Consider the following 20,126-nt stretch of genomic DNA (forward strand, 5'->3'; position numbering starts at 1 on the left):
TCCGGCGCATCGGGCACCGGCGCGCCGCGCCTGCGCCGCGTCACGCCAGATATCGCTCCGCCAGCGCGACCCAGTAGCTCGCGCCCGTCGCGAGGCATGCGTCGTTGAAGTCGTAGCCGGGGTGGTGCAGCCCGCATCCGGTCGCGCCATCGCCATTGCCGTCGCCGTTGCCGATCGACAGGTAGCTGCCCGGGCACACGTTCAGCATGAACGCGAAATCCTCGCTCGCCGCGATCGGCCGCAGGTGCGGAATCAGCGCGCCGTCGCCGCCCCATTCGCGCGCGACGTCGCGTGCGAACGCCGTTTCCGCCGCGTGATTGACGAGCACCGGATAGTTGTGCCGGTAGTCGATCTCGGCCGTCGCGCCATAACTCGCGGCCTGCCCGTGCACGATCTCGCGGATGCGCCGCTCGAGCAGCGCGCGCACGTCCGGCGACAGCGCGCGCACGCTCAGTTCGAGTTCCGCGTGCGGCGGAATCACGTTCGACGCGGTGCCCGCATGGATCGCGCCCGCCGTGACGATCGCCAGCTCCTGCGGATTCACGTTGCGCGACACGATCGTCTGCAGCGCCATCACGATCGATGCGCAAACCACCACCGGATCGACCGTCGTGTGCGGCGCGGCGCCATGCCCGCCGCGGCCGGCCACCCGCACGCGTACCTCGTCGGCCGACGCCATCGCCGGGCCGTCGCAGAAGCCGAGCACGCCGGCCGGCAGCCCCGGCACGTTGTGCATCGCGAACACCGCGTCGCACGGGAACCGCGTGAACAGCCCGTCGTCGAGCATGCGCTTCGCGCCGCCGAGCCCTTCCTCCGCCGGCTGGAAAATCAGGTTCAGCGTGCCGGTGAAATTCGCGCGCTCCGCGACGCAGCGCGCGGCGGCGAGCAGCATCGCCGTGTGGCCGTCGTGACCGCACGCGTGCATCACGCCGTCGTGCCGGCTCGCATGCGGCAGCCCGGTCGTCTCGCGGATCGGCAATGCGTCCATGTCCGCGCGCAGCCCGAGCCGCTTGCCGGCGCCGCGCGCCAGCGTGCCGACCACGCCGGTGCCGCCGAGGCCGCGCTCCACCCGATAACCCCATGTTGTCAGGCACTCGGCGACGAGATCGCCGGTCGCGCGCTCCTCGAAGCCGAGTTCGGGATGCGCGTGCAGCCGGCGGCGCAGCGCGATCATCTCGGCCTCGATGGCGGCTATTTCGGGAAAAATCCGTGTTTGATCCAACCCCGCTACTCCTTCGCTGCGTTCCGGTTGCCGATCGCCGGGTGGCGGATCGTGACGGGATCGTATGCAGCGAAAATCCCGGCGAACAGCCGCGGTTTCGTTATGATGACAACCTTTCGTTGTCGGGTATCGCACCATGAAGCTGCATCAGTTGCAGGCGCTCGTCGCGAGCGCGGAGGCCGGCAGCATCCGGGGCGCGGCGCGCACGCTCGGGCTGTCGCAGGCGGCCGTCACGCGCGCGTTGCGCGAGCTGGAGGCAAGCGAGCGCCTGCCGCTGCTCGTGCGCGCGCCGGAGGGTATCGGTTTTACCGAATACGGGAAAACGCTGCTCACGCATGCGAAGCTCGTGCTGAAGCAACTGGAGCACGCGCAGAGCGATCTCGAACGGATGCGCGGGCGCGTCGAGGGGCGGCTGAGCGTCGGCGTCACGCCATGGCTCACCATGACGTTCCTCGCGGAAACGGTGCTGCGTTTTCGCGAACGGATGCCCGACGTGCGTCTCGAACTCTACGAGGCGCTGATCGCCGTCGCGCAGCCGCTGCTGCGCGACGGCAGCATGGATTTCGCGCTCGGGCACGTGCAGCCCGGCAGCGCGCAGGAATTCGCGTTCGAGCCGATGCTGCGTTACGAGACCTCGGTGATGGTGCGCGCCGGCCATCCGCTCGAACGCGCGCGGTCGATCCACGATCTGCTCGACACCGACTGGGTGCTGAATTACGCGGCGGACGGCCAGGCGGCGCTCGTCGACTATCTGTTCGCGCGCCACGGCGCACAGATCGACGAGCGGCGCATCGTGCGCGCGCAGTCGGTCGCGATGCTGCAGACGATGCTCGAGCAGGCCGACATGTGCACGTGGTGCCCGACGATTCTCGCCGCCGTGCCGCCGTTCGGCGAGCGGATGCGCGCGCTGTCGCTGAAGGAGACCTTCGAGCCGCGCGAGCTCGGCATCGTCACGCGCCGCAGCAGCACGCTGAGCGATGCCGCGCGCTGCTTCATCGACTGCCTGCTGCAGGTCATCCGCCGCCACGCGCGCTCCGCGCGCAAAGAGGATCTCGCGTTGTTCAGGACGGTGTCGCTGCTGATCTGACGCGCCCACGTCGCGCGTGGCGTCCGGCGGCGGACCAAACATTCACGAAAGATTTACTTGCCCATGCTTCTGTCGATTCCGCTGCTGCTGGCCATCGCCAGCGCCAGCGCCAGCGCATGCGCAGACGCGCCTGAGCATTTCATGCACGTCGACCACGGGGAACGGGACGTGCACGGCGTCGGTCGGGAGCGCCGTGGACTAACACGTCGCTCCATTGGCAAGCAGCCGATGTCTCGATGACGATTCTCAACAACACGAGCGTCAGCTTCTCGTGCGTCACCAACTTTTCACCCGGAGCCATATTTCCGCCATGCCGAGTATTTCGGACGGGAATACCAATATCCCGACGGTCGCCACGGTTCAGTTGAGCTGTTAACGACCGACGTCGCGCCGTCGCGCGATATTGGATAGGTGACGATGCATCGGCGTCATGCCGACCGGCACGCCGATGCACGCATTCTTCAATCCATCACACCACCGGATCGACCACCGCAACCGGCACCCCACGCGCCTCGATATCGCGCCCCGCGAGCAGACACAGATCCTCGCGATGATGCGTGGCCACCACCTGCACGCCCACCGGCACGCCGTTCGCGAGCGACGTCGTGACGGCCAGCCCCGGCAGCCCCATCGCGGGCAGCGCGCGCAACGTGAGCTGCGCTTCCCACACGCGATCGAAACCGTCCGGCCCTTGCCGGTCGAAATCGTCGGGGAACGGCAGTTCCGACGAAACAGGCAGCAGCAGCACCGCATATTCGTCGAGAAACAGCCGCCACGCCCGCGTCAGCGTCGTGCGCCGGACCAGCGCGCGGCTGATCACGTCGGCCGGCAGATCGCGCACCTTGCCGCGCACGGCGGCGATCACCGCGGCTGCGCCCGGATCGCCATCTTGCTCGACCGCGTTCGCCAGCGCGCCGAACCCGTCGCCGAGCCATAGCTGCTCCTGCAACAGCGCCGCCTCGCGCATCGGCGGCGTATCGTCGATCTCGTCGACGGTCCAGCCCGCATCGACCAGCCGGCGCGCGGCATCGCGCAACGCGGCCTCGACTTCGGGCGCGACCTCCAGGCCTCGCGGACGCACGCACAGCGCTGCGCGCTTCGGCACCTCACGCCCGTCGAACGGCACCGCGACGTGCCACGGATCGCGTGGGTCCGGCGCGGAGAAGGCACGCAGCGCGAGCGAGAGATCGTCGATGGTGCGCGCGATCGGCCCGGCCGTCGACATCAGTTGCGCGCCGATCGCGCGCTCCGGCGACGACGCATTGAACGCCGGCACGCGGCCAAGCGATGGTCGGATCCCGTGTACGCCGCACGCATAGGCCGGGTAGCGCACCGAGCCGCCGATGTCGGTGCCGACCGCGAGCGGGCCGATCCCGGCGGCCACCGCCGCCGCCGCGCCGCCGCTCGATCCGCCCGGCGTCAGTGACGGATTGCGCGGATTGCGCGTATGGCCATGCACGAGATTCGACGTGAACCAGCGCAATGCGAACGTCGGCGAATTGGTGCGGCCGAGCAATACCCCGCCGGCCTTCCGAATGTTGGCGACCACCGGGCTGTCGGCGGGCGCGATCAGGTTTTCCTGCAGGCGCGTGCCGTTGGTCGTCGCAAAGCCGGCCTGATCGACGTTGATCTTCACGGTGACGGGTACGCCCGCGAGCGGCCCCGGATCGTCGCCGCGCGCGATTGCGCGATCGACTTCGTCGGCCTGCCGCCGCACGGCGTCGGGGCGGTGTTCGACCACCGCGTTGATCGCGGGATTCACTGCGTCGAGACGATCGAGCACCGCGTCCGCCACTTCGCGCGCGGATACGTCGCGCTGCCGCACGCGTTTCGCGAGTTCGGTTGCCGACAGCTGCCAGAGTTGCGTCATGACTTCTCCTGGGTGGAAAGACATCACCATCACTCACGCGCCGCGCCTTCTCACGAAAGCGCGGCGCCGCATTCGCTCACTGCGTATCGTGCTTCGCGCGCTCGGCGGCGGCGATGATCGCGTCGGCCACGGCCTTCGGCTGGCTCAGCATCGCGACGTGGCTGGCGTTCACGCGCGTGACCGTCGCGCCGATCCGCTTCGCCATCGCCTCCTGCAGCGTCGGATCGATCATCCGGTCCTGCGTCGCGACGACGAACGTCGACGGCTTCGCATGCCACGCGGCCTGCGTGACCTTCTCCGAGATGCACCCGCTATACCACGGCCCCTGGGTCGCCGCAACGATGCGTTGCTGCGCGGGCGGCAGATCCGGCGCGAAATCCTGCGCGATCGCCTTGTCCGAGAGCCGTGCGAAACCGCCTGCGTCCTTGCGCAGTTCGCCGGCCCATGACGGTGCCGGCAGCCCCTGCGTGACGTCGGCGATCGACTGGCCGTTGTCGGGTGCGAACGCCGCGACGTACACGAGCGACTTCACCTTGTCGTCGTTGCCCGCATCGCTGATCACGACGCCGGCCCACGAATGGCCGACCAGCACGACCGGCCCCTTCTGTTCGTCGATCGTGCGCTTCGCCGCGGCCGCGTCGTCGGCGAGCGAGCTCAGCGGATTCTGCACCGACACCACGTGCAGCCCGCGCGCCTCGAGCAACGGAATCACGCGGTTCCAGCTCGACCCGTCGGCGAACGCGCCGTGCACGAGCACGACGTTGGTGCCCTTCAGGTCTTCCTTCGGCGCGGCCTGCGCCGCAACCGCACCGAACAGTCCGCCGATTACCGTGGCGGATACCAGAACGCGTTTCATCAAACCGGCCATCGTCATGCTCCTTTGTTTGTCGTGTTGTCCAACTGAAGTACCGCAGCGAGGGCCGCGCCTGCATGCGGCAGGCGCGGCGCACAATCACGAATGCGCGTACAGGTCGTCGGCGGCGTTGCGGGCAGCACGCGACTGCGCGGCATCGCGATGGCCGGCCGGCGTCGACGCATCGGCCATGTTGTCGTCTTGCGACTTCGACGGGCCGTTCTGGTCCGAACGTGCGACCTGCTCGGCAGCCGCGACGGCGTTCTGTGCGGCGGCGATGTCGTCCGGGTAATGCGCTTCGCTGCCGGCCGGGTTGTAACCGGCCTTCTCGAGACGGATGAGGTCCGCGCGCACTTCGGCACGCGTGAGGCCGTGGCCGGTATCGGCGAACGACAAGGCGGGTGCGACGGCGAGGACGGCAACGGCGAGGATTCGAGCGGCTTTCATGAGGGTTCTCCTTGAACGAAGTTGAGGTGTCGATCACTTGGCATCCGGTGTGAACGTCTGGCACCGAACGTTTTCTGCATGTCGACAGTAGAACCCGCGCACGTATCCGGCATGTTTCCGAAACCGGGGCTTTCTGCATGCCAGTTTTTCAGGAGCGGCCGCAGATACAGTGCGATACAAACCCGCTTGCCGGTGCGCTCCGCCGTTCCCCCGCACCACGAAAAAGGCGTGCCTCGCAGGGCACGCCTTTTCGCTTCACACCGCCGTGTCACGTCACGGCGCGAGCCGCGTGAACACGTAGTCGTGGTTCTTCACCCGCGCCTGATGGCACGCAAAGCAGGTCTGATGCTGGCCGATGTCGGCCGGCACGCCGTTGATGAAGCGCCCGAACCCCCAGCCGCCCGTCGAGGCATAGCGGCGCGAGTCCTTCACCATCACCTGCACGGTCGTCGCCTGCCCGGGCACCGTCGCGGGCGGAAACTCGTCGGACTGCTTGCGCTTGTAGGCGAGCTTCACGAGGATCGTGCCGTCCGGGAACGGCAGCGTCGCCTGTTCGAGCGCGCGGATCGCGACCGGGTTGCCGAGCACCACGCGCAGCTCGTCGAGCGGTGCGGCCTCTTCGGCCGGCGCGACCATTTCCCACTTCCGGTAGCCGGGCGGAATCGTCACGCCGTAGATCGGCGACGCGGCCGCGGCCGGTTTCGGCTGCTCCGCGAACGCGGCCGGGCCGCTCGCCGACCACGCACCGGCCAGCAGCACGCCTGCGACGAGCACATGGCGCGCACCGCGCCGCCTCACTCCCGCGCGGGCCCGCATCACAGATGCTCCACTTGCAGGATCGCATCGGCGAATGCCTGCGGCGCTTCCTGCGGCAGGTTGTGGCCGATGCCGCCGGTGATGGTCCGGTGCTGGTACTTGCCGGTGAACTTCTTCGCGTACGCGGCCGGGTCAGGATGCGGCGCGCCGTTCGCATCGCCTTCCATCGTGATCGTCGGCACGGTGATCGCGGGCCCGGCCGCGAGACGCCGCTCGATGTCGTCGTATTGCGCTTCGCCCTTCGCGAGCCCGAGCCGCCAGCGATAGTTGTGGATCACGACGGCCACGTGATCGGGATTCCGGAACGATGCGGCCGAGCGCGCATAAGTTTCGTCGGAGAACTGCCACTTCGGCGACGCAAGTTGCCAGATCAGCTTGTTGAACGCATCGCGATTCTGCGCGTAGCCGAGCTCGCCGCGCTCGGTCGTGAAGTAGAACTGATACCACCACTGGAGTTCGGCCTGCGGCGGCAACGGCTTGGCGTTCGCCGCCTGGCTGCCGATCAGGTAACCGCTCACCGACACCAGCGCCTTCACGCGTTGCGGCCACAGCGCCGCGACGATGTCGGCCGTCCGCGCGCCCCAGTCGTAGCCGCCGAACACCGCACGGTCGATCTTCAGCGCATCCATCAGCGCAATGATGTCGACGGCCGTCACCGCCTGCTGGCCGTTACGCACCGTGTCGGCCGAGCGGAACGTCGTCGAGCCGTAGCCGCGCAGGTACGGCACGATCACGCGATAGCCGGCCGCGACGAGCAGCGGCGCGACTTCCGCGTAGCTGTAGATGTCGTACGGCCAGCCGTGCAGCAGGAACACGACCGGGCCTTGCTTCGGCCCGAGATCCGCATAACCCACGTTGAGCACGCCCGCGTCGATCTGGTGGATCGTGCCCAGCGACGCGGCGCCGGCCGCGCGCTTCGCCGTCGAGGCATCGGCCGCCGACTGCGCATGCGCCAGCGCGCCGAAGCCGAGGTCGGCCAGGCTCAGGCTCGCCAGCGTCGTGCCCAGGATCAGGCGGCGGCGGGTGTTCACGGTATCAGACATGACTCGTTCTCCATTGTCGATCGGTAAGGAAAGGCCCGCGGCACGTGCGGGCAATCGGGTATCGCCGTTCGCAGCGGCAGCGCATGGCACCGCGCCGCCGTGTGAATCGCTTCACCGGTTTTATATCCGAACCATCGGGAGGCTTTGTATCTCAACGTATCCGTGTGCGAACACGACACACGGCGATTCAAAAAACGCGAGAAAACGACGCTTCGGCACCGCCGCGCGGCACACGCGGCCCGGTGCGATGCTGCGTCAGAACAGCGTATCTGGCGCACAAGCGGTTTGCGCAGGCGTTGCAAGCCGTTACCTGAAAACGAACACGAGCCGCGCGACAGGCCGCCCCGCATTCGTCGTGCAACCCGCTTACACGCGCCGCAACGGCCGGAACCCGGCACGCACTTCACGCGCGAACAATTCCGGCTCCTCCCACGCGGCGAAGTGCCCGCCCTTGTCGACTTCGTTGAAGTAGATCAGGTTGTGATAACTGCGCTCGGCCCAACTGCGCGGCGCCTGGTAGATCTCGCCCGGAAACACCGTGATCGCCGCCGGCAGCGAGATGTCCACCGCGTTGAAGTTGTTCGAGTGATCCTCCCAGTAGATCTGCGCGGCCGACGTCGCGGTGTTCGTCAGCCAGTACAGCGAGATGTCGTCGAGAATCTCGTCGCGCGGAATCGAGCGCTCGGGCACGCCGCCGCTGTACGTCCACTGCGAGATCTTGTCGTACATCCACGCAGCCTGGCCGGACGGCGAATCCGCAAGCGCATAGCCGACCGTCTGCGGACGCGTGACCATCATCGCGGAGTAGCCGCAGTTGTCGCGATAGAACGTCGCGAGCTTCTCGTACGCGGCCTTCTCCTTCGGCGACAGCGAAGCCGGCGCGGGCGCATCGGTCGCGAGCAGCGTCGCGATGTCCGGCGGCACCGTCGCCGGCATGTTGACGTGAATCCCGGCCAGCCCCTGCACGCGCTGCATCGCCATCCGGTGCGAGATCACCGAGCCGCAGTCGCCGCCCTGCGACACGAAGCGCGTATAGCCGAGCCGCGCCATCAACTCGCCCCACGCTCGCGCGATGTGGTCGGAACCCCAGCCGGTCTTCGTCGGCTGCCCCGAAAAACCGAAACCGGGCAGCGACGGCACGACGACGTGGAACGCATCGTCCGCGCTCGCGCCGTGCGCGGTCGGGTCGGTCAGCGGGCCGATCGCCTTCACCAGCTCGAAGATCGAACCGGGCCAGCCGTGCGTCATGATCATCGGCATCGCGTTCTCGTGCCGCGACCGCACGTGAATGAAATGAATATCGAGCCCGTCGATTTCCGTGATGAACATCGGGAAACCGTTCAGGCGCGCCTCGCCCTTGCGCCAGTCGTAGTCGGTGCCCCAGTAACGCAGCAGCGCCTGCATGCGCGCGAGCCGCACGCCCTGCGATTCGTCCGCGACGGTCTCGCGGCCCGGCCAGCGCGTCGCGGCGATCCGACGGCGCAGGTCGGCCACGGCTTCATCGGGAATGTGCGCGGTGAACGGGCGTATGCCGCTCGCGCCGGTGGCCGCATGCAGCGCGGTGGGCAGCATCGCCGAGACCCCGGCGGCCACGGAAGTGGCCAGCAGGTGGCGACGCATCGGGGAAAACGGTGTGGAAGACATCGTTCGGCATCTCCTTTCGTGAAGTGGAAAGTGAACATGCCGCGCGCGGGCTCGCGCCTTGGCTTTCAATCCGGCGCGCCCCGGCCACGCGGCGTCGCCCATTTGAAAGGTTCGATGTATCCCGGATTTGTCTGATTTGTACGCGTTTGTAGCCGTTGCGCGGCGAGCCAACACGCTTTCGCCGCCGCTCGCCCGTGTGACGCTCAGAGCGCCTTGACGATCGCGCCGTCGACGCGAATGTTCTGCCCGGTGACGTAGCCCGCGCCGTCCGACAGCAGGAACGCGACCGTCTTCGCGATCTCGCCCGTCTTGCCGAAGCGGCCGGCCGGAATGCGCGCGACGATCTCCGGCGTTTCCGGCCAGCTGTCGATGAAGCCCGGCAGCACCGCGTTCATCCGGATGTTCTCGGCCGCATAGCGTTCCGCGTACAGGCGCGTCCAGGCGCTCAGCGCCGCACGCAGCGCCGACGACACGGGCATCGGCTGCTCGGGCGCGTCCGCCGCGAAGCTCGAGATGTTGACCACCGCGCCGCCGCCCTGCTTCTGGAAGATCGGCGTCACGCGGCGCATCACGCGCACCACGTTCAGCAGGATCAGGTCGAGCCCCGCGTGCCAGTTGTCGTCGGTGATCGCCAGCAGCTCGCCCTTCGGCGGATGGCCGGTGTTGTTCACGACCGCGTCGATCCGCCCGTAGCGCGCGACCGTTTCCTGCACGAGCCGGTCGATATCGGCTTCTTCCGTCACCGAGCCCTTGATGCCGAAGCCGCCCAGTTCCTCGCCGAGCGCCACCGCGCTGCCCGACGGCGACATCAGCGCGACGCGGTAGCCGGTCGCCGCCAGTTCCCGCGCGATCGCCGCGCCCATGCCCTTGCCCGCCGCCGTGATCAACGCTACTTTTTCTACAGTCACGATCCGCTCCTTGTTCCGATGCTGCCGCCGCGCAGCCGCCATTCGGCGCGCCATGGTGGTAATGTAGGCGCATCGATTCCGGCTGTCGAACCAGTATTTCTGCCGGCAGCCGATAGTTTTTCTACAGCCTGACGATGCCGCCACGCCCTTCCCGCCTGCCCCCGCTGAATGCGCTTCGTGCGTTCGAAGTGTCGGCGCGGCACCTCAATTTCCGCGCCGCCGCCGACGAGATCGGCGTCACGCAGGGCGCCGTCGCGCAGCAGGTGCGCCACCTCGAGGACGTGCTCGGCCTGAAGCTGTTCGAGCGCCTGCCGCGCGGCCTCGCGCTCACGCACGACGGCGCCGCGTATTTCTCCGACGTGCAGCGCGCGTTGCACGCGATCGCCGACGCGACCGACAAGCTCGTGAAACGGCGCGCCGCGCTGACGATCAGCACGACGCCATCATTCGCGTCGAAGTGGCTGATCCCGCGGCTCGCGCAGTTCACCGACGCGCATCCCGACTACGACGTGCGCGTGATCGCCGACCCGCAGATCGCGACGTTTCGCCACGATGGCGTCGATCTCGCGATCCGCTACGGCAAGCCGCCGTTCGGCAAGCATCTCGCCACCCATGCGCTGTTCCCGCTCGACGTGCATGCGGTATGCAGCCCTTCGGTGCTGAGCGCGCCGGCTTCGCCGCGTGCGCTCGCCGGCCAGGTACTGCTGCACGACGCGCACGACCTGTGGCACGAGTTCCTCGCGGCGATGCCCGAACCGGTCGACGTCGATCCGCACAAGGGGCTGCGCTTCAACCAGACGTCGCTCGCGATCGATGCGGCCGTCGCCGGCCAGGGCATCGCGCTCGCGACCGAGCCGCTCGTCGAGCGCGACATCGCCGCCGGACGGCTGTGCAAGCCGTTCGACTTCGCGTTTCCGCTGTCGGTGGGGTTCTATCTCGTGTATCCCGCCGAACGCCGCGACGACGACGCGATCGCGGTGATGCGCGAATGGATGATCCGGGCCGCGTCGGACGGGCGGACTTGAACGGCTCGTGCGCCGGGTTCGCGTCAGGGCGCGATCCAGCGGGCGTCGTAGCCGCTTTCGTTCAGGTCGAATACCGCTCGACGATGGCCCGCGCGCGCGAGTTCGAGCCAGTCGATGCGCGTGACCGTCATGTGGATCAGGCAGAAGTTTTCGTAGCCGTCTCCGGTGGGTGCGGCGCCGTCGACATGCGCGACTTCGGGCGACGCGACCGGCGTACCGGGCGGCAACGGAGCGCGATACAGCAGCAACGTATGCGGGCGGCTCGCTTCCCAGATCGCACGCCGTTGCGCTTCGTCTTCGCAGATCGACGCAACACCTTCCGCACGAATCTGCACGAGTGCATCGAGATCATTGGCGACGATCGAGAGACGCGGATCGCGACGCAACTCCGCGACCTTCGCCGAGCGTGCATCGGTATGAAACGACAGCACGCGCTCGGTGCGATTCACCTGACGCAACACGATCGTCCGGACCTTCGGCGCGCCATCGAGGCCGAGCGTCGCCGCCTGCAACATCGTGAACGGCGAGCGCTGCACGCGCACGCCGGATTCGAGGCAGGACCACAGGCGGTCGTAGGTTTGCGCGAGCGATTCGGAGGTCGAGTCGGACATGAGGCGGCGGCGATCGTCGGTGTTTCGATCGCGCAAGCTTAACCGTTTGTTTCGGCGACGGCTCGCATGCGATGCGCCGCCGCCCGTGCGCCGCTCAGTTGTAGCCGAGCACGACCTGCGCCGCATCGCCGGCATCGGTCGCAGGCTCCGCGCCGAAGCGGCCGAGCACGTCGGCCACATATTGCGGCCCCGCGCTGATCTGCGACGAGCGATGCTTCGCCGGCCGCTTGTCGCCGGCGCCCGATGCTGCTGCGCCCGTCGATACCGTTTCGTTGATGGTAACCGTCATGTCGATGTCTCCTTACGCGGCCAGCGCCGCACCGTACGCGCGCACGAGGCGCGCGACGCCTTCCCGGATCGCATCGACGTCCGGCGCGGCGAACGACAGGCGCAGCGACGCTGCGTCGACGTTGTCCGCGAAGAACGCCTTGCCGGGCACGAACACGATCTTGTTGGTGATCGCCCGTTGCAGGAGCACGTCCGACGGCACCGCGCCGAGCCGCGCCCACACGAACATCCCGCCTTCGGGACGATGGAATTCGATCGCATCGCCGAAACCGTCGCGCAGCGCGTCGCACATCGCGTCGCACTTGCGCCGGTACGCGGCCGTGATGCGCGGCAGATGGCGTTCGAGCGCGCCGTCGGCCAGGTATTCGGCGGCGGCGGCCTGCGTCCACGGCGCGCTGCACAGATCGACCGTCTGCTTCGCGATCACGCAGCGCCGCGCGATTTCGGCCGGCGCGATCGTCCAGCCCACGCGCAATCCCGGCGCGACGATCTTCGACAGGCTCGCGAAATGCACGAGCCAGTCGCGCGCGCCGTCCACTTCGCCGGCCAGCGCGAGCATCGACGGCACGGCTTCGCCCGCGAAACGCAGGTCGCCGTATGGATCGTCCTCGACGATCAGGAAACGGTATTGCACCGCGAGACGCAGCAGCTTCAGCCGGCGTTCGCGTGTAAGCGTCGCACCCGTGGGGTTCGCGAAGGTCGGGACCGTGTAGAGCAGCTTCGGCTGCGCGATCGCGCCGGACGCGAGCTGTTCACCGAGACGATCGACGTCGAGCCCTTCGCCGTCGACGGGGATCGTCACGATGCGCGCCTGTTGCAAACGCATCGCCTGCAGCGTGGCCGGATATGCCGGTTGTTCGGTCAGCACGACGTCGCCCGGCGACACCATCACGCGCAGCAGCAGGTCGAGCCCTTGCTGCGAGCCGGTCGTGACGAGCAGTTCGGCCGACGTGCAGGCGACGCCGCGACGCGCCATCAGCGCAATCAGTTGCTGCTTCAGTTCGGCGAGGCCATCGGTCGGGCCGTATTGCAGGCAGCGGACGGGCTGCGCGTACGCGCGTTCGGCGGCCGCATTCAGGCCGTCGACGTCGAACAGGTCGCTGGCCGGGTAACCGCCCGCGAAGGAAATCATGCCCGGTTCGGACAGGTACTTGAACAACTCGCGGATCGGCGAACCGGCGGGGTTTTGGAATGAGGGCGTGAACGCGTACATGTCGTCGTGAGCGGGTGGGCGCGGACGGCCGGGATAGCCGTCGCGTGCCGGCCACCGCGGCGCTTCTGGCGCCGCGGCGGTGAATTCGAGCCACGATTGTCGATAGTCATTAAGGGCTCGGCAAACGATATCTATGCACTAGGTCTTGCGGTTTGGTCATCAAATGGGGGAGGGGCACCGGACGCAGGGTCGATGCGGAGCGGGCGCTATCCCCGCATGCGCGACCACTCGCGACGCCTACCCGCGCAACGGGACCGTTCTCAGCGAAGCCGAATCGGAATTCTCGCCGCGACCCAATCGAGCGTATTGGGCGGCATCGGGATCGACCGCGTGCCGTCATACCGATCCGACGCATCGAAGTAGATCAACTTGCCGTCGCGGACCTCGATCGGCTCGTGGCCGGGCCGCCCGCCCCAGAAAACGAAAGAAAGCCGAGTGGCCAACGTCGATCCGCGGGCATCGGCTACGACGATTTTGACCTGCTCATTTTGATCCGCGAAAAAGCCATCGCCGTGACGACCGCTTCCGCAGATGTTCACGATGTAGGTCGCGCCGTCGATCTGTTTGATACCGCCGTTCAGCTTGGCGTTGTAATTGAAGCGCTGACAATCGGTGTCATCGGTCATGATCCCGCGAAAGCCGATCAGGTAGACGAACGTCAAAAAGCCGAGCGTGACGATCGCCAGACCTATGCGCTTCGCTCGGCTGAAACGGTTGTAATTTCTGACAAGCCGGTACAGATAGAACACGAAGATGATCGACGTGATGGCGAAGATCGCCACCTTCGCATTCAGGAGCAAGAAAAGCGTGATCGCGTTCCTCACGTCGACCGGCACGAACAACCATCCGATAGCGGCAATCAGACAGATGGCGACCACAGACGAGGCCACTTTGAAGATGGTCATGGCCGCTTTCACTTCTCGGCCGGAATGGTTCTGCATATGGCGTCAATTTTCAGAATGATCGGCTTGTCCAGCTTGATGAGTTTGGGCTTACTGTAGACCATGAAGTCGCCGCCACGATTATGCACCGACCTCCAGTCCCGGTACGTCCTGTTATGTACCGGCCAGTAGACATCCTTCGCCAAAAATTTCCGAAATAGGCCGGTCCGTTTGTCAACCGGCTTATTGACCTCTTCTCCCTTAGGGAGATAACGCCACTCCTCAACGTTCGAGTTTCCGACGTTCAAGTTGCTGCTCTTGAAAAAATCGTTGACGGCCGCGACGTAGGACAAAATCATCCCGTTCTTGTTCCAGTGACCGAGATACTGGCTCTTCGAAGGCGAATCATCGTTGAACGAGTAGCTGTCCTTGATGTAGACATAGACGTGGGTAATCTGCGCCACCGGCTCGAGACAGAATATCTTGCTCTTGCCTTCGTACTTGTAATAGCGCTCGCCATTGACGGTCGCCTTCCCGATGGCAGCGTAGAAGTTGAAGTTCGCCAGGGCGCCGGTCAGATCGGTCATCGCGATACCGTCGAGCGTATCGATGGAGGATACCGGTTGAAATTGAAATCCCCACGCGATGTGAAACTGGAGCAGATCGTTGAGAAAGGGTGAAGTGTCGACAGCGATACCTGCCGCGTTCAACTGCCCGCCCGAGAAACTCGTCTCGATCACGGGCACCAAGATTTTCGTGGCTACTCGCGCAGCGTTCGGCGTGTAAATCGCTTGCCGGACGAGTTGCTTTAATTGCCCGGATGCACCGCGAAATTTCAATGCCCAATCCAGGGTAACCGTCGTGTCGTCGAGCGGTTGTACAGAGTTGAGATCGTTGTTGTAGACATGCTTGGGGCTGGCGAACCATTCTCGCGCCAACTTGGCCGAAATGGGCCAGCCCATCTTCTCCATCGCTTTGGGAATGTCCTGCAGATCAAACCTGGGCAGTTTGTCGGCTTGCTCGGCATCTTGAGGCTGGTCGCTCGGTTGCGGCTTGGCGGGCGGCTTTGGTACTGGAGCAGAGGCTGGCGCCTTCTTCGGCGTGGCTGGAGCAGCTACCTTGGGCGGAGGCGGAGGTGGAGGTGGCTGCTCGTTTGGCGCAAGCCTGGCGAACGAGATTTTTTGCTGCGTGTCGATGGGAACGCACCCGACGACGCCCGAGTAGCATTTCCAATGCTTGCCGGAATATAAAAGTCGCGGTTCCATCTGGTAATACGGGATTTTTTTGACAACGGGCATGGGTGGATAGCGCCTCTGAATGAAACCGCGCTAACGTAATCGAAGCCCAAGCAGGCCTGCAATAGCAATGAAAACAACTGTTAAATCGACCCAAGCAGGAGATAATCATGAATCTTGGGACAATAACCAGATATCTGGATAGCAATTGATACGGGAGGCTTTGTCTCAGGTCGCTCTGACCAGCCCGATTTTTTCGAGCCACTTCAGTCTTGGAGAACGGCCTCGGTTGCTTCAGTTGAACAATACTGCTGTTTGAACTCGGCGGGCGTCAGGTACGCCAAACTCGAGTCAGAGGAACGGGCAGTGGATTCAGTATGGACGCACCATTCGACCTCCTGAACAGAGCGCGGCGCGTTCAAATTCGGTGACCGGTGCATCGAGTGAAAATCGCTGTCGGCCGGCGCACGGATATCCATGACCGGCTACAGCCTCCAGCAGCCGCTCGCATTTTATTTTTCAACGGCGGTTCATGGCCCAATGCCGACAAACGGAGGGGCGTCCGTAGCCGCCCCTCGCCTCCCAATCAATCACCCACCCACACCCCGATTAGCCTCAATCACCGTTAAAGCAGCCATATTCACGATCCGCCGCACGGTTGCGCTGGACGTCAGAATGTTCACGGGCGCGTTCACGCCCAACAGGAACGGCCCCACCGCCACATTGCTCCCCGCCTCGGTCTTGAGCAGGTTGTACGCGATGTTGCCGGCATCCACGTTCGGACAAACCAACAGATTCGCTGCCCCCTTCAACGGCGACATCGGCAGCAGCTTCGCCCGCAGCCCTTCATCGAGCGCACAGTCGCCATGCATCTCGCCATCCGCCTCGATATCCGGCGCCTGTTCCCGCACGATCTCCAGCGCCCGGCGCATCTTCACGCCCGAAGCCGCACTCCCCGACCCGAAATTCGACCGCGACAGCAGCGCAACCTTCGGCGTCAGATTCAGCCATTCCATCTGCCGCGCCGCCGCGATCGTGAATTCCGCGATCTGCTCCGCATCGGGGTTGTCGTTCACGTGCGTATCCACCAGCGCGACCGTCCGCTGATCGAGCAACAGGATGTTCATCGCCGCGTAGGTCGACGCCCCCGGCTTCTTGCCGATCACTTCGTCCACGAACCGCAGGTGATTGTGATACTCGCCCACCGTCCCGCAGATCATCCCGTCCGCATCGCCGAGCTGCACCATCATCGCGCCGATCAGCGTCAGGCGGCGGCGCATTTCCACGCGCGCCATTTCCTTCGAAATACCGTCGCGGCACCGCAGTTCCCAGTACTTCGTCCAGTACTGCGGGAAACGTTCGTCGTATTCCGGATTGGTCACTTCGACGTCCTGACCGAGACGCAAGCGCAGGCCAAATCGCTCGATGCGCGCGAGCAGCACCTCCGGACGCCCGACCAGAATCGGCCGCGCAAGCTTCTCGTCGACGATCACCTGCACCGCACGCAGCACACGCTCGTCCTCGCCTTCGGTGAACACGATCCGCGCCTTGCCGCCGTCGCGCACGAGCTGACGCGCGGTCGCGAACAGCGGCTTCATGAACGCGCCCGAGTGATAGACGAATTGCTGCAACTGCTCGACGTACGCATCGAGATTCGCGAGCGGACGCGTCGCGACGCCGCCTTCCATCGCCGCCTTCGCCACCGCCGGCGCGATCCGCACGATCAGGCGCGGGTCGAACGGCTTCGGAATCAGGTATTGCGCGCCGAACGACACGTCGTATGCCCCGTAGGCCGCCGCGACGACTTCGTTCTGCTCTTCCTCTGCCAGCCCCGCGATCGCGTGCACCGCGGCGATCTCCATCTCGCGCGTGATCGTCGTCGCACCCACGTCCAGCGCGCCGCGGAAAATGTACGGGAAACACAGGACGTTGTTGACCTGGTTCGGGTAGTCCGAGCGGCCCGTCGCGATGACGACGTCGTCGCGCGTCTCATGCGCCAGTTCCGGGAAGATTTCCGGCGTCGGGTTGGCCAGCGCGAGAATCAGCGGACGCGCCGCCATTTCCTTCAGCATCTCCGCCGTGAGAATGCCGCCCACCGACAGCCCCAGGAACACATCCGCGCCGCCGATCACTTCGGCGAGCTTGCGCGCATCGGTTTCCTGCGCGAAGCGCGACTTGGCCGGATCCATCAACGTGGTACGGCCGCGATAGACGACACCTTCAATGTCGGTCACCCAGACGTTTTCCACCGGCAGCCCGAGGTCGACCAGCAGGTCCAGGCACGCCAGCGCGGCCGCACCGGCGCCCGACGTCACGACCTTCACTTCCTTGATGGACTTCCCGACGACCTTCAGCCCGTTGATGAACGCGGCGGAAACGGTAATGGCCGTGCCGTGCTGATCGTCGTGGAAGACGGGAATCTTCATGCGTTCGCGCAGCTTCTGCTCGACCGTGAAGCATTCCGGCGCCTTGATGTCCTCGAGGTTGATGCCGCCGAACGTGGGTTCGAGGCCGGCAATGATGTCGACCAGCTTGTCCGGATCGGTCTCGTTGATCTCGATGTCGAACACGTCGATCCCGGCGAACTTCTTGAACAGGACGGCCTTGCCCTCCATCACCGGCTTCGACGCGAGCGGGCCGATGTTGCCGAGGCCAAGCACGGCGGTGCCGTTCGTGATCACGCCGACGAGGTTGCCGCGGCTCGTGAAACGGTGCGCCTGCAGCGGATCGGCGGCGATCGACTCGCACACGCTCGCCACGCCGGGCGTATAGGCCAGCGCCAGATCGCGCTGGGTCACCAGCGGCTTGCTCGCTACCACCGAGATTTTCCCGGGGGTCGGAAACTCGTGATAGTCGAACGCGGCCTGCTGCTGTGTCTCTGTCTGTTTCATGTTTTGGTCCCGGCGTGGGCGCCAGGCCAGTCCCGGCGCGATCCATGAAGGGGATTCTAGGGACCCGCCATAACGTGATGATTCTGTTTTAATATCGGTCCATCACTTTTTTCTTATGAGTACATGACCAGTCAATGAATTTTGACGCGAACGACGTCGTCAGGCGGCTCGGCGCTCGTCTGAAGATTCGGCATCTGGTGCTGTTGTTGCAGATCCAGCAGCACGGGTCGCTGACACGCGTCGCCGAGCACATGGCGAGCAGCCAGCCGGCCGTGACGAACGCGCTGTCCGAGCTGGAGAGCATGTTCGGCACGCCGCTGTTCGAGCGCTCGTCGCGCGGCATGCGGCCCACCGCGCTCGGCGCGGTCGTGCTCGAACGGGCGAAGGCGATGATCAAGGATCTCGACCACCTCGCCCGCGAGATGGAGGCCGTCGCCGCCGGGCATGCGGCCCATCTGCACATCGGCGTGATTCCGTTCATCTCCGGCCAGATGCTGTCGGCGGCGCTGAAGCGGCTGCAAGCGCGCATGGAGCGGCGCCTGACCGTGACGATTCACGAAGGCACCAGCGATCAGTTGCTGCTGCAACTCCGGGATCACAGTGTCGACATCGTGATCGGGCGCGCGTCGTCGGCGATCGATCTCGGGCAGGTTTCGTTTGAGGTGCTGTACCAGCAGCAGCCGCGCGTGATCGCGAGCCGGCGGCTGGCGGCGAAGCTCGCCCGCACGCCGCTGGACTGGCACAAGCTGCATGCGCTCGACTGGATTCTCGGCGCGCCGCATACGCCGATGCGCGAACAGGTGACCGACCTGTTCCTGTCGGCCGGCATCGCGCCGCCCGTGCCGATCGTCGAAAGCTACTCGTCGAAGCTGATCGGCGAAATGATCGCGTCGAGCGACGAGGCCGTGTCGATCGTGCCGGCCGATATCGCGGAAGAACTCGTGCGGATCGCCGGCGTGGCGATCGTGCCTTATTCGCTGGTGTGGACGCTGCCGCCCATCGCGCTGTTCACGCGCGCCGCCGATTCGCAATCGCCCGCGCGCGATCTGCTCGTCGACGCGCTACGCGGGGTGTGCAAGGAGACGTACGGGGACGCGCAGCGATAACGCGCTACTTGCCGACGGCGAGGCGACGCAGAATTTCCGGGCGCTCGGCGCTCAGCACGTGGTCGGCACCCTCGCCCCTGTCGTAGCGTTTGCTTGTACGGTAAGAAAAGCGCTTCGCGTATTGATGGGCGGCAGAGCCCTTTCATCGAATCATACGGGGCGGAATATTGCATACCGGTCGCCTTCCAGTTTCTCCATGTACCGGTAGTCATGAAGCTTCAGATCGACCGGCTGGAGCAATTTTTCATCGCCGGCTTCCTGTTCATCGTGGGCGCGCGTATTGAACAGACTCGACGCGTTGGAGGAGTTCACGAGTGCATCAAGCCCCATCGCATTCCAGTCGAGATGCCCTCGCAGCAGATAAAAATGCATGATTCCGCATTGCTGATGGGCCCAAAAATCATGCCACATGAATGAATCGGGGCGCCACACGGAATTATGACTCTCGAAATACGACGCCCCTCTCATTGGCATGCATTCAGGCGTCGAGATGATGATGTATCGCGCCCGGTAGTTCAGGAACTCCAGCAAGTCGCGGCCCTGCGAATGACGCATGTGCTCGATGACGTCCCCGAGAATCACCGTATCGTACGTATCCCCCGATCTTTCATAGAGCGTGTCGCTCACCCCGGCGATGATGTCGTCGTATCCATTCTCGATCAGGATCGGATGTGTCTCCACGTCGCATTCCAGCGCCGTGAAATGACAATTCGGCACGACCTTCTTGAGCAGGCGCCCGTATTTGCCGCCTCCGGCTCCGATATCCAGTATTTTCGCCGGGTTGATGAGCTTGATCAGATGCTGCGTGATTCGATCAAAGGTGGGCCACGAATATCCGATCTGCTCCAATTTAATCCCCTGAGGATTGCCGCGGAAAATAAATCGTCGTCACGCGACCGGCCCACGCATGCAACGTCGGTTGCCACCACCCCGGACCAACGGCTCGAAGACTGACCGCATCATCGGCGTGGCCGCACTCGCTGTCA

The 20,126-nt window shown here is 65.3% G+C and carries 18 protein-coding genes; 3 read left to right on the forward strand and 15 right to left on the reverse strand.

The genetic code is table 11. The annotated features are described in order from the left end of the window. Positions 1 to 40: 40 nt before the first annotated feature. On the reverse strand, positions 41 to 1,222 hold the full coding sequence (locus HWX09_RS24230) for a M20 aminoacylase family protein (RefSeq protein ID WP_027782266.1): 1,182 nt from the start codon (positions 1,220 to 1,222) through the stop codon (positions 41 to 43). Between the two features lie 136 nt (positions 1,223 to 1,358). On the opposite strand from HWX09_RS24230, the gene HWX09_RS24235 reads away from it, so the two are divergent. Continuing rightward, positions 1,359 to 2,309 (forward strand): LysR substrate-binding domain-containing protein, encoded by a 951-nt coding sequence (locus HWX09_RS24235; RefSeq protein WP_027782265.1) that lies wholly within the window; start codon positions 1,359 to 1,361, stop codon positions 2,307 to 2,309. 469 nt (positions 2,310 to 2,778) lie between these two features. Here HWX09_RS24235 and HWX09_RS24240 read toward each other — a convergent pair whose 3' ends face one another. The 7 genes from HWX09_RS24240 to HWX09_RS24270 form a co-directional block, all read right to left on the reverse strand. Then, positions 2,779 to 4,179 (reverse strand): amidase family protein, encoded by a 1,401-nt coding sequence (locus tag HWX09_RS24240; protein ID WP_027782264.1) that lies wholly within the window; start codon positions 4,177 to 4,179, stop codon positions 2,779 to 2,781. 76 nt (positions 4,180 to 4,255) lie between these two features. Continuing rightward, positions 4,256 to 5,047: an alpha/beta hydrolase gene (locus tag HWX09_RS24245; RefSeq protein WP_027782263.1), complete on the reverse strand. Its 792-nt coding sequence runs from the start codon at positions 5,045 to 5,047 to the stop codon at positions 4,256 to 4,258. Positions 5,048 to 5,131: 84 nt separating this feature from the next. Continuing rightward, the gene (locus HWX09_RS24250) at positions 5,132 to 5,479 is read right to left on the reverse strand and encodes a DUF4148 domain-containing protein (RefSeq protein ID WP_027782262.1); all 348 of its coding nucleotides are present in this window, start codon (positions 5,477 to 5,479) and stop codon (positions 5,132 to 5,134) included. A 273-nt stretch (positions 5,480 to 5,752) separates the two neighbouring features. Beyond that, on the reverse strand, positions 5,753 to 6,295 hold the full coding sequence (locus HWX09_RS24255; protein WP_027782261.1) for a cytochrome P460 family protein: 543 nt from the start codon (positions 6,293 to 6,295) through the stop codon (positions 5,753 to 5,755). Then, a complete protein-coding gene (locus HWX09_RS24260; RefSeq protein ID WP_027782260.1) occupies positions 6,295 to 7,338 on the reverse strand; it encodes an alpha/beta hydrolase in 1,044 nt (347 codons plus the stop codon). The genes HWX09_RS24255 and HWX09_RS24260 overlap by 1 nt, the downstream gene beginning before the upstream one ends. Positions 7,339 to 7,704: 366 nt before the next feature. Beyond that, positions 7,705 to 8,982 (reverse strand): epoxide hydrolase, encoded by a 1,278-nt coding sequence (locus HWX09_RS24265; RefSeq protein ID WP_027782259.1) that lies wholly within the window; start codon positions 8,980 to 8,982, stop codon positions 7,705 to 7,707. Between the two features lie 203 nt (positions 8,983 to 9,185). Further along, a complete protein-coding gene (locus HWX09_RS24270) occupies positions 9,186 to 9,890 on the reverse strand; it encodes an SDR family oxidoreductase (RefSeq protein ID WP_027782258.1) in 705 nt (234 codons plus the stop codon). 134 nt (positions 9,891 to 10,024) lie between these two features. On the opposite strand from HWX09_RS24270, the gene gcvA reads away from it, so the two are divergent. Then, positions 10,025 to 10,915 carry a transcriptional regulator GcvA gene (gene gcvA, locus HWX09_RS24275; RefSeq protein ID WP_027782257.1) on the forward strand — a complete coding sequence of 297 codons (891 nt, stop codon included), beginning with the start codon at positions 10,025 to 10,027 and terminating at the stop codon, positions 10,913 to 10,915. Between the two features lie 23 nt (positions 10,916 to 10,938). Here the strand turns inward: gcvA and HWX09_RS24280 are convergent, their stop codons facing one another. The 6 genes from HWX09_RS24280 to HWX09_RS24305 all read right to left on the reverse strand — a co-directional run bounded on the left by HWX09_RS24280 (position 10,939) and on the right by HWX09_RS24305 (position 18,034). After that, entirely contained in the window at positions 10,939 to 11,526 is a 588-nt protein-coding gene (locus HWX09_RS24280; protein ID WP_027782256.1) for a pyridoxamine 5'-phosphate oxidase family protein, read from the reverse strand. Positions 11,527 to 11,620: 94 nt separating this feature from the next. Next, the gene (locus HWX09_RS24285) at positions 11,621 to 11,815 is read right to left on the reverse strand and encodes a hypothetical protein (RefSeq protein ID WP_027782255.1); all 195 of its coding nucleotides are present in this window, start codon (positions 11,813 to 11,815) and stop codon (positions 11,621 to 11,623) included. Between the two features lie 12 nt (positions 11,816 to 11,827). Then, positions 11,828 to 13,027 (reverse strand): PLP-dependent aminotransferase family protein, encoded by a 1,200-nt coding sequence (locus HWX09_RS24290; RefSeq protein ID WP_027782254.1) that lies wholly within the window; start codon positions 13,025 to 13,027, stop codon positions 11,828 to 11,830. Positions 13,028 to 13,287: 260 nt separating this feature from the next. Beyond that, positions 13,288 to 13,932: a hypothetical protein gene (locus HWX09_RS24295; RefSeq protein ID WP_230469064.1), complete on the reverse strand. Its 645-nt coding sequence runs from the start codon at positions 13,930 to 13,932 to the stop codon at positions 13,288 to 13,290. Between the two features lie 8 nt (positions 13,933 to 13,940). Further along, a complete protein-coding gene (locus HWX09_RS24300; RefSeq protein WP_027782252.1) occupies positions 13,941 to 15,206 on the reverse strand; it encodes a DUF6402 family protein in 1,266 nt (421 codons plus the stop codon). A gap of 527 nt (positions 15,207 to 15,733) precedes the next feature. Beyond that, positions 15,734 to 18,034, reverse strand: coding sequence for an NADP-dependent malic enzyme (locus HWX09_RS24305; protein WP_027782251.1), 2,301 nt, complete (start codon positions 18,032 to 18,034; stop codon positions 15,734 to 15,736). A 134-nt stretch (positions 18,035 to 18,168) separates the two neighbouring features. Here HWX09_RS24305 and HWX09_RS24310 point away from each other — a divergent pair, with 134 nt between their 5' ends. Further along, positions 18,169 to 19,140 carry a LysR substrate-binding domain-containing protein gene (locus HWX09_RS24310; protein ID WP_027782250.1) on the forward strand — a complete coding sequence of 324 codons (972 nt, stop codon included), beginning with the start codon at positions 18,169 to 18,171 and terminating at the stop codon, positions 19,138 to 19,140. A gap of 150 nt (positions 19,141 to 19,290) precedes the next feature. Here HWX09_RS24310 and HWX09_RS24315 read toward each other — a convergent pair whose 3' ends face one another. Further along, entirely contained in the window at positions 19,291 to 19,989 is a 699-nt protein-coding gene (locus tag HWX09_RS24315; protein WP_027782249.1) for a class I SAM-dependent methyltransferase, read from the reverse strand. Between the last annotated feature and the right edge of the window lie 137 nt (positions 19,990 to 20,126).

The sequence above is a fragment of the Burkholderia sp. BCC1208 genome (genome assembly GCF_902833095.1).
Taxonomy (GTDB): Bacteria; Pseudomonadota; Gammaproteobacteria; order Burkholderiales; family Burkholderiaceae; genus Burkholderia.

Coding starts and splice junctions, on each gene's coding strand:
- HWX09_RS24285 (WP_027782255.1), bottom strand. CDS start 11,815: ATGACGGTTACCATCAACGAAACGGTATCGACGGGCGCAGCAGCATCG.
- HWX09_RS24295 (WP_230469064.1), bottom strand. CDS start 13,932: ATGACCATCTTCAAAGTGGCCTCGTCTGTGGTCGCCATCTGTCTGATT.
- HWX09_RS24265 (WP_027782259.1), bottom strand. CDS start 8,982: ATGTCTTCCACACCGTTTTCCCCGATGCGTCGCCACCTGCTGGCCACT.
- HWX09_RS24240 (WP_027782264.1), bottom strand. CDS start 4,179: ATGACGCAACTCTGGCAGCTGTCGGCAACCGAACTCGCGAAACGCGTG.
- HWX09_RS24250 (WP_027782262.1), bottom strand. CDS start 5,479: ATGAAAGCCGCTCGAATCCTCGCCGTTGCCGTCCTCGCCGTCGCACCC.
- HWX09_RS24235 (WP_027782265.1), top strand. CDS start 1,359: ATGAAGCTGCATCAGTTGCAGGCGCTCGTCGCGAGCGCGGAGGCCGGC.
- HWX09_RS24290 (WP_027782254.1), bottom strand. CDS start 13,027: ATGTACGCGTTCACGCCCTCATTCCAAAACCCCGCCGGTTCGCCGATC.
- HWX09_RS24255 (WP_027782261.1), bottom strand. CDS start 6,295: ATGCGGGCCCGCGCGGGAGTGAGGCGGCGCGGTGCGCGCCATGTGCTC.
- HWX09_RS24305 (WP_027782251.1), bottom strand. CDS start 18,034: ATGAAACAGACAGAGACACAGCAGCAGGCCGCGTTCGACTATCACGAG.
- HWX09_RS24280 (WP_027782256.1), bottom strand. CDS start 11,526: ATGTCCGACTCGACCTCCGAATCGCTCGCGCAAACCTACGACCGCCTG.
- HWX09_RS24245 (WP_027782263.1), bottom strand. CDS start 5,047: ATGGCCGGTTTGATGAAACGCGTTCTGGTATCCGCCACGGTAATCGGC.
- HWX09_RS24310 (WP_027782250.1), top strand. CDS start 18,169: ATGAATTTTGACGCGAACGACGTCGTCAGGCGGCTCGGCGCTCGTCTG.
- gcvA (WP_027782257.1), top strand. CDS start 10,025: ATGCCGCCACGCCCTTCCCGCCTGCCCCCGCTGAATGCGCTTCGTGCG.
- HWX09_RS24260 (WP_027782260.1), bottom strand. CDS start 7,338: ATGTCTGATACCGTGAACACCCGCCGCCGCCTGATCCTGGGCACGACG.
- HWX09_RS24300 (WP_027782252.1), bottom strand. CDS start 15,206: ATGCCCGTTGTCAAAAAAATCCCGTATTACCAGATGGAACCGCGACTT.